The following is a 17,316-nucleotide window of genomic DNA, read 5'->3' as shown; positions in this document are numbered from 1 at the left end:
CCGAGAATGGGGCTGATGGTGTCCCAAAAGCCCCCCAGACTCAAGCCTTATCCCCAAAAAGACAGGGATAAACGCCGTCAGATGCGATATTGCGCCACCAGGGCGCTCAATTCGTCGCAGGCGAGCGCCAGTTGCCCGGACGCCTGCTCGGTCAGGTGGTTCTGGGCCAGGGCATCCGCCGCCAGCTGGGTGATGGCCACCAGCCGCTGGTTGATCTCCTCCGCCGCCCGGCTCTGCTCGGCCGCCGCCGTGGCGATCTGCCCATTCATGGCGGTGATGGTGTGCACGGATCCATCGATGGCATGGATGGCGGCGTCCGCATCACCGGCCCGGTCGGCGGTCGAGCGGGAGAGCTGCTGCAACTGGGTGATCCCGCCGACCACCTTGCCCGCCCCCTCCTGCAGCCGCTGTATCATCTGCCGGATCTCGTCGGTGGAGCTGTGGGTGCGGGTCGCCAGGGTGCGCACCTCGTCGGCGACCACGGCAAAGCCGCGCCCCTGTTCGCCGGCCCGGGCAGCCTCGATGGCGGCGTTGAGGGCCAGCAGGTTGGTCTGCTCCGCCACCCCGCGGATCACGTCGAGCACGGAGCCAATCTGCTGGGTCTCCTGCTCCAGCCGGCTCACCGCCTGCACCGTCTCCACCATCTCGTCCGCCAGCTGGCGGATGGTCTCCCGGGTCTGGGCCACTACTTGGCGGCCATGCTGGGCCAGATTGAGCGCCGAGTCCGCCGCCTCGGCGGCCTGGGCCGCGTGCTGGCCCACCTCGCGGCTGCTCACCGTCATCTGTTCCATGGCGCTGGCCACCCGCAGGGTATCCTGCTCCTGACCGGTGACGATAGCGCCGGTGCGATCGACGATCCGCTCCAGTTGATGGGCCTGCTCCCGGTTCTGGCTCGCGATCTGCTGACTGCGTGCCACCAGTTGCGCCATCTGGCCGGCGAAGAGGTTGAAGTTGACGCTGAGCTGGCTCAGCTCGTCCCGCCCCGACTCAGGCAGACGAAACCTCAGGTCCCCCTCCCCCCTGGCGATGTTGCCAAGGGCCGAGACCGACTGGGAGAGCGGCACGACGATGCTGCGCACGATGAGGCCGACCACGGCAAACAGCAGAACGGCCAGCACCAGCCCTATGCCGAGCAGGGTGCGCAGCACCTCCTGGTACTGGGCCTCGACGTCGTCCACATAGACGCCGGTGCCGATGATCCAGTCCCAGGGGGCGAAGCGCTTGATGTAGGAGATCTTGCGCACCGGCTCGTCCACCCCGGGCTTGGGCCAGTAGTAGGCGACCTCCCCCGCCCCCTGCGCCCTCGCCAGATCGGCGAAGGCGACGAACAGCCTGAGCCCCTGCTTGTCCTCCACCCCGGAGAGATCCTTGCCGTCCAGCTCGGGCTTCATGGGGTGCATCACCATGGTGGGGTGGCTGTCGTTGATCCAGAAGTAGTCCTCCTCGCCATAGCGCAGCCCCCTGAGCAGCGCCAGCGCCTCGGCCTTGGCGCTCGCCTCGTCCAGCTCCCCCTTGCGCACTCTGGCCTCCAGTCCCGCCACCAGGCTGTAGGCGGTCTCGACCTGGGCCCGGGTCTGGCGGCTCTTCTCCCCCATCAACCCCTGGTGATAGACCTGCAGGGAGAAGAACAGCAGCAGTCCCAGCAACGCCAGCACCATCAGGGTCACCAGCGACAGGCGCCGCCCGATACTCCATTGTCTCAACATACCCTCACCCCGCATCCGCTACATGTCGTTAACACAAGGTATGTCGCCGGGGCGCGGACTGTCCACGATGCACGCAAAAGCGATGCCAAAAACATGATCCAGCCCAAAAACAAGAAAGGGCGCCTTATGGCACCCTCTTGGCTTCATGACCGGCCGGCGCCATCAGCGCTCCCAGTACACCTCTTCCAGGCTGTCTTCCTTCTCGGGCAGGCCCCGGGAGAGGCGCGGGCTGCTCTGGGCCAGCACCTCGTAGCTGACCCGGTTGGCGTACTTGCACACCTGAGCCAGGGAGGAGTAGGTGAGGAACTCGGAGAGGTGCTTGGCGGAGTTCGGCACGTTCATGCGGTGGTAGGCGTTGGCCACCATGTCGTGCAGCACCGCGGAGAGCGCCCCGTCACCGGCGCCGTTGGTGTTCTTGATCTTCTCCGGGCCGCCCATGTAGGGGGAGATATGGGAGTAGATCCGCGCCGGCTTGCGGCACTTGTCCCGGGCCATGGGGCGGCTGAACTCGTACATGTTGAACTCGGGGATGACGCCGGGCAGCAGGGTGTGGGTGGTCTCGCGCTTGTAGTCCTCGTCGGTGTAGCTCGCCATGTAGAGGCCGATGGGGCCGGCGGTGCAGAGCACCATGTCGGCCCAGTCCAGCGCCTTGTCGGCCGCGCCGAGCGGATCCTTGATCCCGGTCAGGGCCTCCGCCTCGTCCTCGTTCATGGCGAGCACGGTCACGTTCTCGCTGATGAAGTCGCGCCACCACTGGGGATTCTCGTCGATGACGAAGCGGGTGCCCAGGGTCAGCACCACGGGCACGCCGGCCTCGCGGGCATAGCGCACGGCGGCCATGGCGGCCTCCTTCATGGGGGTGCCGTCGGCACCGCGCACCAGGTAGGCGGTGATCACCAGGGCCGAGGCCTCCTTGATGATGGACTCGGGGATGTGGTCCACGTCCAGATGGTCCATCTTGCCGGCGTTGATGCCAAAGCTGCGCTCCCCCCCTTCGGTGATGAAGGTGAAGCAGCGGCCGACCGGGCCGTCCACCGGCTGCAGGTAGTCCAGGTTGACCCGGGACGAGGTGTTGCACAGATAGCGGTAGGCGTAGCTGCCGATGCGGATGTCCTGGCTCATGACCCCGAGCAGGATGGAGTGGGAATCCGCCAGCACGGAGTAGTTGTGCATGGTGTTGCCTATGGTGCCGCCGGCAAACTCGCTCACCACCATGTTGTTGGCCTTGAGCTCGTTGTAGACCTGTTCGGCCACCTCGTCGGAGATGAGCATGGAGTGACCCTTGCTCAGGCCGTACCGATTCAGGAAGTCCTCGTCCACATGGGCTTCGATGTCCACCAGAGTCTGATCGATGCCCACCACATAGGCCTTGCCCAGTTCGGTGAGCTGGGAGCTCTGCGGGATCAGGGGATCCCGTCTGTCGACCGGGAAGTAGTGTTTGGACTTGCGCTGACCGGGAAATTTCATGGCGATGTTCTGTGCTCTGGGGAAAAGAGGGGCGGGATTTTAACACAATCCACCACGCCGAAAAGTCGCACGATTGAATTTTGAGGTCAGTATAGACAAGGGGTTGCGGGGCAAACGTTTGATCTTTCGCCCTCAAAAAAACCACCCCGTGACGGGGTGGTTTTGCGGGGTGACATTCAGCTTTGCGAGAGCCCCTGCACCAGGGCCAGCACCGAGAAGATACCCAGCGACAGCCAGAAGAAGAGGGTGCCGAAGAGGCGCGGCTTGTTGGGGGCCCTGGGGATCTGGATGCCGATGGCGTGCAGGATGCGCCCCACCAGCAGCAAGACACCGCCGAGGTGCAGCCAGAAGGCCCCGACGCCCGCCAGCTCGCACAGGGCCATCAGCAGCAGGGTGAGGGGCACGTACTCGGCAAAGTTGCCGTGGGCGCGGATGGCGGCGAGCATCTCGGGTGCCTCCCCTTCCCCTATCATCACCCTGAACTGGGCGCGGCGCTTGACCACCCAGAACGAGAGCAGCAGGAACAAGAGCCCGAGCAGGCCGGCGTAGATCAGCGTGATATGCATCATCAAGACACTCCTTTATCGTGAAACCCGGGCATCCGCCGTCCTGAACGCGGCCGGATGCAGACAATCATCACGCCAGCTCGCGGCAGATCAGCGACACCATCATGCGGATATGGGCCTGATCGCTGTTGAGGGCCGGGATGTATTCAAACTGCTCGCCACCGGCGTCCATGAAGATCTCCCGGTTCTGCACCTGGATCTCCTCCAGGGTCTCGAGGCAATCCGCCGAAAAAGCCGGGCAGATGACGTCGAGCCGCTTGACGCCGCGGGCGGGCAATCCCGCCACTGTCTGGTCCGTGTAGGGCTTGAGCCACTCCTCCTTGCCGAAGCGGGACTGGAAGCTCGCGGTCCACTGCTCGGGGGCGAGCCCGAGGGCCTCCGCCAGCAGGGCGGCGGTGCGCCTGCACTGCTGGCCATAGGGATCCCCCTCCCGCTCGTAGCGCTCGGGAATGCCGTGGAAGGACATCAGCAGATGCTCCCCCTGGCCGTGCTGCTCCCAGTGGCGACGTACACTCATGGCCAGGGCCTGGATGTACTCCGGGTGGGCGTGGTAATCGCGGATGAGCCGCACCACCGGCAGGTTGCGCTCCTGCTTCATCGCCCTGGCCCAGGCATCGAACACAGAGGCTGTGGTGCTGACCGAATACTGGGGATAGAGCGGCAACAGGATCACCCGGTTGACCCCCTGGGCCTTGAGGGCCTGCCAGCCCTCGTCCAGGGAGGGGGAGCCATAGGTCATGGCCAGCGCCACCGGCACCTCGACCCCTTCCCGCTTGAGCTCCTGCTCCAGGGCCGCGCGCTGCTGCTGGCTGATGACCATCAGGGGCGAGCCCTGCTCTGTCCACACCTGCCGATAGAGCCTGGCCACCTTGGGCGAGCGCGTCGGCAATATGATGAAGTGGAGCAGGGGGCACCAGAGGTAGCGCGGCAGGTCGACGACCCGCTGATCGTGCAGAAACTGGCTGAGAAACGCCTTGACGGCGGCCGTGGTGGGCGCGGCTGGGGTACCCAGATTGACCAGCAAGATCCCGGTTTTCGTGGTCACGTTTGCTTCCTGTCTTTCTGTTGCGATGTCTGAATGCAAGAAAGGGCCCATGCCGGGCCCTTGTCTCAATGGCGCATTGCCGCTGGCCCCTTGGGGACGATGGCAATGGCGGGCTTAGCCCAGGATGGTCGCCAGCTGCTTGCTGACCAGCTCCACCGGCTGGGTGCCATCGATCTTGACGTAACGGGTGTTGCCCGCTTCCGCTTCCTTGCCGTAGAAGCCGATGAGCGGTGCGGTCTGCTGATGGTAGACATCCAGACGCTTGCGCACCGTGGTCTCTTCGTCGTCGGCACGGATCACCAGATCCTCGCCGGTCACGTCATCCTTGCCTTCCACCTTCGGCGGGTTGAACACCACGTGGTAGGTACGGCCGGAGCCGGAGTGCACGCGGCGGCCGCTCATGCGCTTGACGATCTCTTCGTCAGGCACGTCGAACTCCAGCACGAAGTCCACCGCCACGCCGGCATCCTTCATGGCTTGCGCCTGGGGAATGGTGCGGGGGAAGCCGTCCAGCAGGAAGCCGTTGGCGCAATCCGGTTGCGCGATGCGTTCTTTGACCAGGCCAATGATGATGTCGTCGGAGACGAGCTGACCTGCGTCCATCACGGCCTTGGCCTTGAGGCCCAGCTCGGTGCCCGCCTTGATCGCCGCACGCAGCATGTCGCCGGTGGAGATCTGCGGAATACCGTGTTTTTCCATGATGAACTGAGCCTGGGTACCCTTGCCGGCGCCCGGAGCTCCCAACAGAACAATGCGCATACACGCTCCTAGTTGATTGGTTATTCAATTCTTGAGAAGGCAAAAAACTACACGTTTTCGCCCGTATTAACAAGCTCGCCCCGTGTGAGTGGCCAGATTATCACCACTTTCCCGCCCCGTCTCTGCGACCAAAGACGCAGACGACAACACCGAAAAATGATTGAAAATGCAGCACTCACCCGAAGCGGGCAATAGCGATCCCTGGGCCGCCTCCTCCCGCACACAGGGGCGGCGTCGGCCACAAAAAAAAGCCCACTGCATGCAGTGGGCCTTGGGTCAGGGGATCACGCCTGCAGCAGCAGACGGTTGATGCGGGAGACGAAGCTCGCCGGGTCGTTCAGCCCGCCCTGCTCCGCCAGCTGGGCCTGTTCATGCAGGAGGGCGACCCACTCGCCAAACAGGCTGTCGTCTTCGATGGTGCCGAGCTTCTTCACCAGAGCGTGGTCGGGGTTGAGCTCCAGGATATACTTCTGCTCCGGCACCGGCTGGCCGGCGGCGCGCATCAGCTTGATCATCTGGGTGCTCATGCCGTAGGCGTCGGTGACGATGCAGGACGGAGAGTCGGTCAGGCGGTGGGTGACGCGCACCTCTTTCACCGCATCCCCGAGGCTCTTCTTGACCCGCTCCACCAGGCCGGCGTTGGCTTTTTCAGCCTCCTCCTGCGCCTGTTTGGCGGCCTCGTCTTCCAGATCGCCGAGGTCCAGCTCGCCACGGGTGACGGAAACCAGCTGCTTGCCGTCGAACTCGGTGAGGTGGCTCATCAGCCACTCGTCCACCCGCTCCCACATCAGCAGCACTTCGACGCCCTTCTTGCGGAAGATCTCGAGGTGCGGGCTGTTCTTGGCCGCGGCATAGGAGTCGGCGGTGATGTAGTAGATCTTCTGCTGGCCTTCCTTCATGCGGCCAACGTAATCCTCGAGAGAGACGGTCTGGGCTTCGCCCTCGCCGGCGGTGCTGGCGAAGCGCAGCAGCTTGGCAATCTCTTCGCGGTTCGCGTAATCCTCGGCCGGGCCTTCTTTGAGCACATTGCCGAACTCGCTCCAGAACTTGGCGTACTTCTCGGCATCATCCTTGGCCAGCTTGGCCAGCATGGTGAGCACGCGCTTGGAGCAGGCCTTGCGCAGGGAAGCGGTCACCTTGTTGTCCTGCAGGATCTCGCGGCTGACGTTGAGCGGCAGATCGTTGGAGTCCAGCACCCCTTTCACGAAGCGCAGGTAGGTCGGCATGAACTGCTCGGCGTCATCCATGATGAAGACGCGCTGCACGTAGAGCTTGAGGCCGTGCTTCTGCTCGCGGTTGTAGAGATCGAACGGCGCGCGGGCCGGGATGTAGAGCAGGCTGGTGTACTCCTGGGCCCCTTCCACCCGGTTGTGACCCCACAGCAGCGGATCCTCGAAGTCGTGGGCGACGTGCTTGTAGAACTCCTGGTACTCCTCGTCCTTGATGTCCTTCGGGTTGCGGGTCCAGAGCGCGGTGGCGCGGTTGACCTGCTCCCACTCCCCCGGCGTCCCGACTATGGTCTCGCCATCCTCTTCCCGATCCGGGGTGCCCTCTTTATACATCTCCACCGGCACGCTGATGTGGTCGGAATACTTGGCGACCACGGAGCGCAGGCGCCAGTCGTCCAGGAACTCCTCTTCATCGCTACGCAGGTGCAGGATGACGTCGGTGCCGCGGCCCTCTTTGGTCACGTCGGCCACGGTGAAGGAGCCTTCCCCCTCGGATTCCCACTGCACGCCCTGACCCGGCTCGCTGCCGGCGGCGCGGGAGACCACGGTCACCTTGTCGGCCACGATGAAGGCGGAGTAGAAGCCCACCCCGAACTGACCGATCAGCTGGGAATCCTTGCCCTGATCGCCGGAGAGGTGCTTGAAGAATTCGGCGGTGCCGGATTTCGCTATGGTGCCCAGGTGCTCGATCACCTGGTCACGGGTCATGCCGATGCCGTTGTCCGAAATGGTCAACGTCTTGTTCTCTTTGTCCACCACCAGTCGCACGCGCAGCTGGCCGTCGTTTTCGAACAAAGAGGCATCGGAAAGCGCCTTGAAGCGCAGCTTGTCCGCCGCATCGGAGGCGTTGGAGATCAGCTCGCGCAGGAATACTTCTTTGTTGGAGTAGAGGCTGTGAGCCATCAGGCTCAGCAATTGTTTGACTTCAGTCTGAAAGCCGTGGGTTTCGGCGTGAACACTTTGGGTCATCGACCAATCCTCAAAACGTCGGGTTGAACAGATTCCCAAGCTAGATGGGGTTGGCCTTTCAAATATCAAGGGGCTTGCGTGCAAACTTGAGAGCAAATTTGCACACCGGCCCCTCGTTTGGCCCACATGCAACCCCCTCCCGGCCTCCCCCTTCATAAGGGGGAGGTACACTGTCGTCCCCTATCTGGCGAGGAGGGTCAGATTGGGATCGAGAGTGGAGCCAATAGCGGGGTCAGCCTTGCTCGCCCCTGCCAAGGGGAGGAGTGGGGTGAGATCCATTGCACCCTCCCCTGCCAAAGGGAGAGCTGGGGTGGCATCCATTGCTCCCTTCCCTGCCAAGGGGAGGGCTGGGGTGGGGTTCGTGGCGTCTTCAGCTCAGACGCTGGCGCCCCATCAGGGAGTGGGAAAGCGTGGTGCCATCCACCAGCTCCAGCTCCCCGCCCACCGGCACCCCGTGGGCGATGCGGCTCACCTCGACCCCGGCGGCCCGCGCCATGTCGGCGATATACCAGGCGGTGGCATCCCCTTCGATGGTGGGGTTGGTGGCGAGGATCAGCTCCTTGATGTGCTCATCCTTGAGGCGCCGCTCCAGGATCTCCAGCCCCAGCTCCTCCGGGCCTATGCCGTCGAGCGGCGACAGGTGACCCATCAGCACGAAGTAGCGGCCGGAGAACTGGCCGGTCTGCTCGATGGCGGCCACGTCCGCCGGGCTCTCCACCACGCAGAGCAGGCCGTTCTCCTCGCGCTTGGGATTGGCGCAGATCTCGCAGCGATCGTTCTCGGTAAAGGTGCGGCAGTGGCTGCAGTGACCTATTTCGGTCAGCGCCCGGTTGAGCAGGGAAGCCAGACGCAGGCCGCCGCTGCGCTCGCGCTCGAGCAGGGTGAACGCCATGCGCTGGGCCGATTTCGGGCCCACGCCCGGCAAGACCTGCAGCGCCTTCATCATCTCATCGAGCAGGGGACTGAATTTCATGGGGATATCCTTTAACGCCGCGCCGAAGGAGTGATTCGGCCCGCTTGCCTGACGCGGCGCCGACTCCTCCATCCGAACCTATCTTGTTGGCGCAGGACTATACCCGAGCCAGCCCCGGGCGCCAATGATCGGTGCCCCACCGAGTGGCTACTCAAGGCAGCCTCAACTCTGAACGCAGAGCCCGGACAGGCGTGAAACGGCGCACGCCACCTCACAGGTTTACAGAGACTGGGACCTGCAATCACGAAGCTGTTTATAGAGAGGGATCCTAAATGGTTCGTTACACCGGGCCGCCCGCCGACAGGCAAAGAGGCGCCAGCCCCCCACAAGGCATTTATCAGACCAACACCGGCAGACGGCCCGCCACAAAATCGCAAGACTGTGAAAATAAAAAGGTAATCGGGATGATAAAGGCAGTATTTGCCGCAAATGACCAGAGTGACGAAGGGGCTGTCCCCCTGATCGACATAACAAAAGTGACGAGCTCGACACTGGCTGACAAGCCCCTGACCCAACCGCGTGATGGAGCCGTTCAAAGGAGTTTGCAGCCAGGATCGGCCGCCATAAACCATACAAGCGGAGGAACAAAATCCGGGGAGAAAAGCCATACCAAGGGCCCAAATTGGGCTGTGCAGCATGCCAAAGCAGCTTGGGGCAGCGGCCAAGTTGTTTGGTTTTGCTATCGAGCTGTCAGGCTATCATCAATTTAAACCGAACAAAAATGAGCCGATTATTGACTGATTTGTTGAGCCAGAGCCGATTTTAGGCCCCTGCCCCTTCAGTTTTCTATCCCTCCGGTTAATATGTGCCACTTGGAGACTGGTTCCGAAGGGACACCTCAGGGAATCACGAGTTCAGTCAACATAAATTCAATGCTGCAAACTAAATGTAAGAACTCTAGATTTCAGTATTAGAAGACACAGGGAGATATAATGAAAACCATGCATGAATGTGAACAATTTTTAAGAAAAATAATTGAAGAAAATTCAGATCTTGAAAAAATAAGAAATGAGGCACAAACAAGACACCACATCATAAATAAGATAATTACAGATGTTTTTGCATGGCCAGATGATCAAATAGAAGTAGAGGAATATGAACAAAATACGTTTACAGACTATGAGCTAGGCTCTCCAAGGCAAGTAATTATCGAAGCAAAACGAGAAGGTAGAGTTTTTGAAATACCAGCAGGATTATCCAAGAAAAATATTATAGACTTGCCCACTCTATTAAAAGCCAACGATGATTTAGGTAACGCAATTAGGCAGGTTCAACATTATTGCGCTTCTAGAGGAACACCTATTGCCGTTGCTACAAATGGTCACCAATATATATCTTTCATTGCAAGCAATCAAAATGGCTGTTCTCCTCTTGATGGAAAAGCACTAGTCTTTGATAGTTTATCTGATATGCTTGATAATTTTACTCTAGCATGGAATATGCTATCTTATTTTGGAGTAAAAGAACAGCGTTTAATAAAGTATTTGGCTTCCGATATGAAAGGAATACCTAATAAATTATCATCATACCTTACAATGTATCCCAAGGTTAGATATGCAAGTGAAATTCAAACCTCTCTACGTCAAATATCAGAGTTGATAATACAAGATGCACTAGAAAGCACAGAAAACGAGGAGATTTTTTATAAAAAATGTTATTGCGAAAGTGGTGCCCTTTCAAAATATGCTTTATTAAGTAAAGAAATGATCCAAGCTCGTTATGCCGCCTTATTTAGTGATAGTGAGGCGTCACCTAAACTCACATCCGTAAAACCAGATAAACGAGAACACGGGTTAGATCCTAGCATAATGGCAGAGGCATTATCCAAAAGACCAATTGTACTGATTGGTGATGTGGGCGTAGGCAAAACATCTTTTGTAAAAAATCTTATTTACTCTAGCGCCTTTAAAGAATTCAATGAAGCGATATACATTTATATTGATTTAGGTGCAAAAGCCACATTAGCTACAAATCTTCAGCAATTTATTCTGAATGAGATTGAAGATCAATTGCTCTGCAAATATAACACCGACACATCAGAATTAAAATTTGTAAGAGGCGTATACTCAAGAGAAATACAGCGATTTGCCAGTGGCATTTGGGGAGAACTCAGAGAGACGAACAGAGAAAAATATGAAGAGAAGCAATTAGAAATGCTATCATCAAAAATAAACAATAAAGATGAGCATTTAAAAAATTCTATTGCACATTTATCCAAACAAAGCAAAAAACAAGTAATAATCTGTATTGATAATGCAGACCAAAGAGACTTTGACACACAACAACAAGCTTTCGTCATTTCTCAAGAGTTGGCTAAAGAATGGAGCTCACTAGTCTTCATATCTGTGCGACCACAAACGTTCTTCAAATCAAAATCCTCAGGTGCCCTGACAGCTTATCCTCATAAAGTATTTACTATTTCCCCTCCAAGAATTGATCAAGTTTTAGATAAAAGGCTTCAGTTTGCTCTTGAAATGTCCGAAGGTAAGATCCCATTGGAAAAAGTCGAATTCGTAAGAATAAATATCGACAACTTATCTATTTTTATAAAGGTTTTACTCGAATCATTGAGAAGAAATAAATCACTTGGTGAATTTATAGAAAACATCACGGGGGGAAATGTAAGACAAGCTCTCACTTTCATAACTGGATTTATTGGAAGCCCTAATGTGGAAGCAGAGAAAATAATTAGAACATATGAACTCGAAGGTAGATATATCATTCCTGTACATGAGTTTTCAAAACAGGCGCTGTTAGGTGAATTTTCTCATTTTGATCCAAACACATCTTTAGCAATGAACATTTTTGATATATCAATAGCTGATGAATCTGAGCATTTCCTTGTCCCGTTCATTCTCGCTATTTTATCAGATAAAAGTGAACTACAAGACCGAGATGGATTTTGTAATACAAAAGAAATAATTTCAGAAATGCAAGGTACTGGATACATACCTGCACAAACAGAACATGCGTTAAGAAGAGCCACCAACAAGAAACTAATTGAAACCTCGCAACGTTTTACTTTTGATGAAGACGAAACAGGTTTGATTGGTGAAATGCCTGTGAAGTTTAGAATTACATCGACAGGGCAATATCATCTTAAGCGCTGGATTAGTGATTTTGCATATTTGGATGCAATGTTATTTGACACTCCTATATTCAATCCTGAAATAGTAAATAAGATGCGTGCAGGATGCGAGTCATTCAACATTGAAGATAGATATAATAGAACTGTAGCATTTAGAGAGTACTTGTTGAGCGCTTGGAATCGACTTGTTATTAAGCCTAGTTACTTCGACCTTGTTGAGGCTTTAAAAATGGGAGAATCATCGTTTGATAATGTGGAAAGGGTGGTTGAAACAAATATATTTAAATCACAGATTATCCGTTGAAAAAATAATTTTGTAGGGTGCAATTCACTTCGTTCATTGCACCCTACCTTTATTCCTTTCAGGCAAATAAAGACTCCATTGCTACCCAACTCCCTCCTCTTTGCCATCCTGACCGCAATTAATTAGTCACTATTTTATCGTCTATTTTTCACTCCTCCCGGGAAAAATAGTGGCCAAACCGCTTCCCCAGATAAAAAACGGTTGCCAGCATAGCGCGTGAGTATTTCAATCAACGGCCAATTAATAGCCTTACTCAAAAGGACGTTTTGATTATTTATACCTGAGCATGAACCCGCAGAGTGTGTGTCATTATAAGCTTAACGACAGATGAACAGACTGTATCCCATGATGAGCCTCTTTATATCCAGTTAGCTCCCTTTCCCATCGCAATCCATTAATGCGCTCATGCGGCACCTACCGCACGCCCGATAGACGGGGGAGGCCCGTGCTGGCCAATCGTCACCATCACACTGACAGACAACTTTATGAACTGTACTAACAAACCCGCCCTGTCCGGCGTCATGCTGGCGGCGATCGGCGTGGTCTATGGCGATATCGGCACCAGCCCGCTCTATACCCTGCGCGAGTGCCTCTCCGGCCAGTTCGGCTTCGGGGTCGAACCCGCCTCCATCCTGGGCTTTCTTTCGCTTATCTTCTGGCTGCTGATCCTGGTGGTCTCGGTCAAGTATCTCTCCTTCGTGATGCGGGCGGACAACGCGGGCGAAGGGGGCATACTCACCCTGATGTCGCTCGCAACCCGCAACACCCCGCAGAGGTGGACGCCGGTGCTGATCATCCTGGGGCTCGTCGGCGGCAGCTTCTTCTATGGCGAGGTGGTGATCACCCCGGCCATGTCGGTGATGTCGGCCATCGAGGGCTTGAAGATAGCGGCCCCCTCCCTGGATCCCTATATAGTGCCGCTCTCGGTGCTGGTGCTGACCCTGCTGTTCGCCATCCAGAAACACGGCACCGCCGCCGTGGGCAAGCTGTTTGCCCCCATCATGCTGATCTGGTTCCTGACCCTGGCGGTGCTTGGGCTTCGCAGCATCCTCCAGCACCCCGAGGTGCTGGGGGCGCTCAACCCTGTCTGGGCGCTGCGCTTTTTCATGACCTACCAGAGCGCCTCCTTCTTTGCCCTGGGCGCCGTGGTGCTGGCCATCACGGGGGTGGAGGCGCTCTATGCGGACATGGGGCACTTTGGCAAGAGCCCCATTCGCCGCGCCTGGTTTATGGTGGTGCTGCCGTCCCTGGTGCTCAACTACTTCGGCCAGGGGGCCCTGCTGCTCGGCAATCCCGAGGCCATCGCCAACCCCTTCTTCCTGCTCGCGCCCAAATGGGCCCTGCTGCCCCTGCTGCTGCTGGCGACGCTCGCGACGGTGATCGCCTCCCAGGCGGTGATCTCCGGGGTCTTTTCCCTCACCCGGCAGGCGGTGCGACTCGGCTATCTCTCCCCCATCCGCATCGTGCACACCTCGGAGCAGGAGTCCGGCCAGATCTATATTCCGGTCATCAACTGGCTGCTCTATCTCTCTGTGGTGATCGTCATCATGAGCTTCGAGCACTCCAGCAACCTGGCGGCGGCCTATGGCATCGCCGTCACCGGCACCATGGTGCTCACCTCCATCCTCTCCTGCTCGGTGGCCCGCCACAGCTGGCACTGGCGCAAGCCGCTGGTGGCCACCCTCTTCGCCCTGCTGCTCGCCATCGACGTGCCGCTCTTTGCCGCCAACCTCGCCAAGGTCTTCTCCGGCGGCTGGCTGCCGCTCACTCTGGGGGCCGTCATGTTCACCCTGATGACCAGCTGGAAGAGCGAGCGCTTCCAGCTTATCCGCCGCCTGAACGAGCACGGCAACTCGCTTGAGCCGATGATAGCGTCGCTCGAAAAATCCCCGCCGACCAGGGTGGCCGGCACTGCGGTCTATCTGTCGCGAGTGGTCAACGTCATCCCCCATGCGCTCTTGCACAACCTCAAGCACAACAAGGTGCTGCACGAGCGCGTCATCCTGCTCACCCTGAAGGTGGAGGATGTGCCCTATGTCCACAACGTGCGCCGAGTCTGCATCGAGCAGCTCTCCCCCACCTTCTGGCGGGTGGTGGCGAGCTACGGCTGGCGCGAGACCCCGAACGTCGAGGAGATCTTCCACCGCTGCAACCTTGAGGGCTTAAGCTGCCGTATGATGGAGACCTCCTTCTTCATGGCCCACGAGTCCCTCATCATGAAGGAGCGCCCCTGGTACCTCTATCTGCGCGGCAAGCTCTTTATGCTGCTGCAGCGCAACGCCCTGCGGGCGCCCGATCAGTTCGAGATCCCGCCCAACCGGGTGATCGAGCTGGGATCCCAGGTGGATATCTGATGGCGGGCGCCGCGCCCAAGGCCATGACACGCAAGAGGGAGGCAACCGCCTCCCTCTTGCGTGTCTGGAAGCCTGGGTTTTCCCCACGGGATCTCGAGCCGCCAGGAGACGTGGCGCCCCTCACAGGATCGCAAAGAAGCGCCGCGTCTGGCACTCAAACCGGTGCGAGATCAAGGTAATGGCGATAAGTGCCCCGGTAAACTTGGCCCCCGCGGCAGGATGAGAGGCCCGCTTCCCTCCCCTGCCCAGGCTACGCCCCCGCTATCGAGACGCAGCCCGTTGCAACCCTGCGCATTGCATTCCTGTCCTGCCCCTGTCCGTTGTACCCAATGGCCGGCGCCGTGGTGGCAGGCCTGCAGATGGGAGTTCGATGTCACATGACACCCCTCAAGATGATCGCCATCTGGCCCGGCCTGACCCCCCTCAGGGTGGCGCCATGACGGCCAAGACCCCGACACTGTCCCGGCTGCGCCGCGAGTTCCATATCGACGGCATCGTACAGGGGGTTGGCTTTCGCCCCTTCGTCTATGGGCTGGCACTGCGCCACGGCCTTGCCGGCTATGTGTTGAACGACGCGAGCGGAGTCACCATAGGCGCCGAGGGTTCCCCTGAGCAGCTGGCCAGCTTTGCCCGCGAACTGCGCGAATTGGCGCCGCCGCTCAGCCGTATCGATCACTTCAGCGAGCGGGAACTGCCCCTCGCTCATGATCCCGACTTCGATGGCCAATTTCATGGCCAGTTTCGAATTAAAGCCAGCCAGCAGCAGAGCGCGGCCACGGTCGCCATCTCGCCGGATCAGGGGATGTGCGAGGCGTGCGCCACGGACGTGGCCAATCCCAACGATCGCCATCACCACTACCCCTTTACCAACTGCACCCACTGCGGCCCGCGCTACACCATTATCCGCCGCCTCCCCTACGACAGACCCCATACCGCCATGGCAGACTTTGCCATGTGCCCGCGCTGTGCGGCGGCCTATGAAAACCCGCTGGACAGACGCTACCACGCCCAGCCGGTGAGCTGCCCCGAGTGCGGGCCCCATCTCAGCTGGCGAAATGGCCGTGGCGATGCGCTGGCCGAGCGCGAGGATGCCTTGCAAGCAGCTGCTCGCGCCCTGCAAGCGGGCAAGCTTATCGCGGTCAAGGGCATGGGGGGTTATCACCTGATGTGTGATGCCCGCAATGAACAGAGTGTTGCCAGATTGCGAACGCTCAAGCGGCGCGCGCGCAAGCCGCTGGCGGTGATGATGGGCTCCCTTGCCGAGGCCAAATTGCATGTCACCGGCAGCGAAGACGAGTGGACGCTGCTCGCCTCTCAGGCCAGACCCATCACCTTGCTGCGCAAACGCAAAAACGATGATCGGCACTCAGAATCCCAACATAGCGCGGCCCCGCTGGCCGAGGGGATCGCCCCCGGCATCCCCTACCTTGGCGTCATGCTCCCCTATACCCCGCTCCATCAGCTGTTGCTGGATGCCTGCGCGATCCCATTGGTGGCCACCAGTGCCAATGGTCGCGGCAGCCCGATCCTTATCGAGTGCGAGGCGGTGGTCAGGGAACTCGGCAGCGAGATTGACGGCATTCTGGATCACAACCGCCCCATCCTGCACCCGTGCGACGACAGTCTGGTGCAGTGGGCGGGCGGGCGACGCCAGACGTTGCGGCTGGCCCGGGGCTATGCCCCCTGCACCCCCAGCCTGAAAGAGGCGGTCAAGGCGCCGCTATTGGCGGTCGGGGCGCAGCAGAAGAACCAGCTGGCGCTCGCCTTCGGCCGCCAGCGCATCTACAGCCCCTATATCGGCGATCTGCACAGCCTGCCGATGCAGGAGCACTTCGAGCAGACCCTCGCCACCTTTCGCGACCTCTACGATCTCAAGCCCCAGCTGCTGGTCTCGGATCGCCACCCTGGCTACCTCAGCCACCAGTGGGCCAGGGACTATTGCCGCGATCAGGGTGCGACCCATCTCGAGGTGCAGCACCATCACGCCCACCTGCTGGGGGTGATGGCCGAGCACGACATCACGGGCCCGGTGCTGGGTGTTGCCTTCGATGGCACCGGCCTTGGGGATGACGGCACCCTCTGGGGTGGCGAGCTGCTGCTGGCCGATGTGAAAAGTTTTACACGGGTTTCCCACCTCCAACCCTTCAAGCTGATCGGCGGCGAGGCGGCCATCCGCGAGCCGGTGCGCCAACTGCTGGGGCTGCTGTTCGAATCCTATGGCGTGGAGCAGATCCGCTCCCTCGATATTCCGGGGGTCAACAAACTGCCCCTTGAGCGGCTCAGCAACCTGCACCAGCTCTGGCATCTCGGTCGCAACGCCCCCCATACCAGCGCCATGGGGCGGCTGTTCGATGCCGTCGCAGCGCTGCTGGGGGTGATCGATACCCCGGATTACGAAGGCGAAGCGGGGCTCTTGCTGGAGGCGGCTGCCTTGCAGCTGGCCCCCGATGAACAGCCCTTCCCCCTCGCCTTTGATCTCAGCCAATCAGCGGAAGGGCCGCTGCAGATCCAATGGGCAGAGCTCATCCATACCCTTGTCAGCGAGCGGCGCAAAGGCTCCTCCACCGCCAGCCTGGCTGCCGGTTTTATCCGCGCCATCAGCGATTTGATCGTTGCCCTGGCCGAGCGTTTCCCCGGCTATCCAGTGGCGCTCGGGGGCGGCGTCTTTCAAAACCGGGTGCTGATGGACCAGCTGGTCCCCGCACTCGAAGCCGCCGGCCGGCAGGTATTGACCAGCGAAATCCTGCCGCTCAATGACGGTGGCATAGCCGCCGGTCAGCTCTGGTTTGCCATCCACCATCTTGCCACGCACCAGCCTGTCGCTACCGGTTGTGCCACCTTGTCGGAGTCCTGAAA

General features: G+C 58.9%; 10 protein-coding genes. 3 read left to right on the top strand and 7 right to left on the bottom strand.

Features of this window, described 5'->3' with window-relative positions; translation table 11 throughout:
* Positions 1-77 precede the first annotated feature (77 nt).
* The 7 genes from I6L39_RS14730 to recR all read right to left on the bottom strand — a co-directional run bounded on the left by I6L39_RS14730 (position 78) and on the right by recR (position 8,714).
* Positions 78-1,706: a methyl-accepting chemotaxis protein gene (locus I6L39_RS14730; RefSeq protein ID WP_254203658.1), complete on the bottom strand. Its 1,629-nt coding sequence runs from the start codon at positions 1,704-1,706 to the stop codon at positions 78-80.
* A gap of 162 nt (positions 1,707-1,868) precedes the next feature.
* The gene (locus tag I6L39_RS14725; protein WP_042075314.1) at positions 1,869-3,173 is read right to left on the bottom strand and encodes an inosine/guanosine kinase; all 1,305 of its coding nucleotides are present in this window, start codon (positions 3,171-3,173) and stop codon (positions 1,869-1,871) included.
* Positions 3,174-3,349: 176 nt separating this feature from the next.
* The gene (locus I6L39_RS14720; RefSeq protein ID WP_216990066.1) at positions 3,350-3,742 is read right to left on the bottom strand and encodes an MAPEG family protein; all 393 of its coding nucleotides are present in this window, start codon (positions 3,740-3,742) and stop codon (positions 3,350-3,352) included.
* Positions 3,743-3,809: 67 nt separating this feature from the next.
* Complete coding sequence (gene hemH, locus I6L39_RS14715; protein ID WP_216990065.1) at positions 3,810-4,784, bottom strand: ferrochelatase; 975 nt, start codon at positions 4,782-4,784, stop codon at positions 3,810-3,812.
* A gap of 114 nt (positions 4,785-4,898) precedes the next feature.
* Positions 4,899-5,543: an adenylate kinase gene (adk, locus tag I6L39_RS14710; protein ID WP_005301834.1), complete on the bottom strand. Its 645-nt coding sequence runs from the start codon at positions 5,541-5,543 to the stop codon at positions 4,899-4,901.
* 284 nt (positions 5,544-5,827) lie between these two features.
* The gene (gene htpG / locus I6L39_RS14705) at positions 5,828-7,741 is read right to left on the bottom strand and encodes a molecular chaperone HtpG (RefSeq protein ID WP_216990064.1); all 1,914 of its coding nucleotides are present in this window, start codon (positions 7,739-7,741) and stop codon (positions 5,828-5,830) included.
* Positions 7,742-8,111: 370 nt separating this feature from the next.
* Positions 8,112-8,714: a recombination mediator RecR gene (gene recR, locus I6L39_RS14700; RefSeq protein WP_042075309.1), complete on the bottom strand. Its 603-nt coding sequence runs from the start codon at positions 8,712-8,714 to the stop codon at positions 8,112-8,114.
* A gap of 932 nt (positions 8,715-9,646) precedes the next feature.
* Between recR and I6L39_RS14695 the strand changes: the two genes are divergently transcribed.
* The 3 genes from I6L39_RS14695 (at position 9,647) to hypF (ending at position 17,314) form a co-directional block, all read left to right on the top strand.
* On the top strand, positions 9,647-12,106 hold the full coding sequence (locus I6L39_RS14695; protein ID WP_216990063.1) for a hypothetical protein: 2,460 nt from the start codon (positions 9,647-9,649) through the stop codon (positions 12,104-12,106).
* A gap of 485 nt (positions 12,107-12,591) precedes the next feature.
* Positions 12,592-14,460, top strand: a complete 1,869-nt coding sequence (gene kup, locus I6L39_RS14690; protein WP_216990062.1) for a low affinity potassium transporter Kup — start codon at positions 12,592-12,594, stop codon at positions 14,458-14,460.
* Between the two features lie 436 nt (positions 14,461-14,896).
* Positions 14,897-17,314, top strand: coding sequence for a carbamoyltransferase HypF (hypF, locus tag I6L39_RS14685; protein ID WP_216990061.1), 2,418 nt, complete (start codon positions 14,897-14,899; stop codon positions 17,312-17,314).
* Positions 17,315-17,316 lie beyond the last annotated feature (2 nt).

This window comes from Aeromonas sp. FDAARGOS 1409, assembly GCF_019048705.1.
Lineage (GTDB): Bacteria > Pseudomonadota > Gammaproteobacteria > Enterobacterales > Aeromonadaceae > Aeromonas > Aeromonas sanarellii.
The sequence above is the reverse complement of the archived record's forward strand: the minus strand, read 5'-3'. Positions and strand labels throughout refer to the sequence as shown.

What these genes read in the sequence shown, in the direction of transcription:
- adk (WP_005301834.1), bottom strand. Translation starts at nt 5,543, where the DNA reads ATGCGCATTGTTCTGTTGGGAGCTCCGGGCGCCGGCAAGGGTACCCAG.
- recR (WP_042075309.1), bottom strand. Translation starts at nt 8,714, where the DNA reads ATGAAATTCAGTCCCCTGCTCGATGAGATGATGAAGGCGCTGCAGGTC.
- I6L39_RS14730 (WP_254203658.1), bottom strand. Translation starts at nt 1,706, where the DNA reads ATGTTGAGACAATGGAGTATCGGGCGGCGCCTGTCGCTGGTGACCCTG.
- htpG (WP_216990064.1), bottom strand. Translation starts at nt 7,741, where the DNA reads ATGACCCAAAGTGTTCACGCCGAAACCCACGGCTTTCAGACTGAAGTC.
- I6L39_RS14720 (WP_216990066.1), bottom strand. Translation starts at nt 3,742, where the DNA reads ATGATGCATATCACGCTGATCTACGCCGGCCTGCTCGGGCTCTTGTTC.
- hypF (WP_216990061.1), top strand. Translation starts at nt 14,897, where the DNA reads ATGACGGCCAAGACCCCGACACTGTCCCGGCTGCGCCGCGAGTTCCAT.
- I6L39_RS14725 (WP_042075314.1), bottom strand. Translation starts at nt 3,173, where the DNA reads ATGAAATTTCCCGGTCAGCGCAAGTCCAAACACTACTTCCCGGTCGAC.
- I6L39_RS14695 (WP_216990063.1), top strand. Translation starts at nt 9,647, where the DNA reads ATGAAAACCATGCATGAATGTGAACAATTTTTAAGAAAAATAATTGAA.
- kup (WP_216990062.1), top strand. Translation starts at nt 12,592, where the DNA reads ATGAACTGTACTAACAAACCCGCCCTGTCCGGCGTCATGCTGGCGGCG.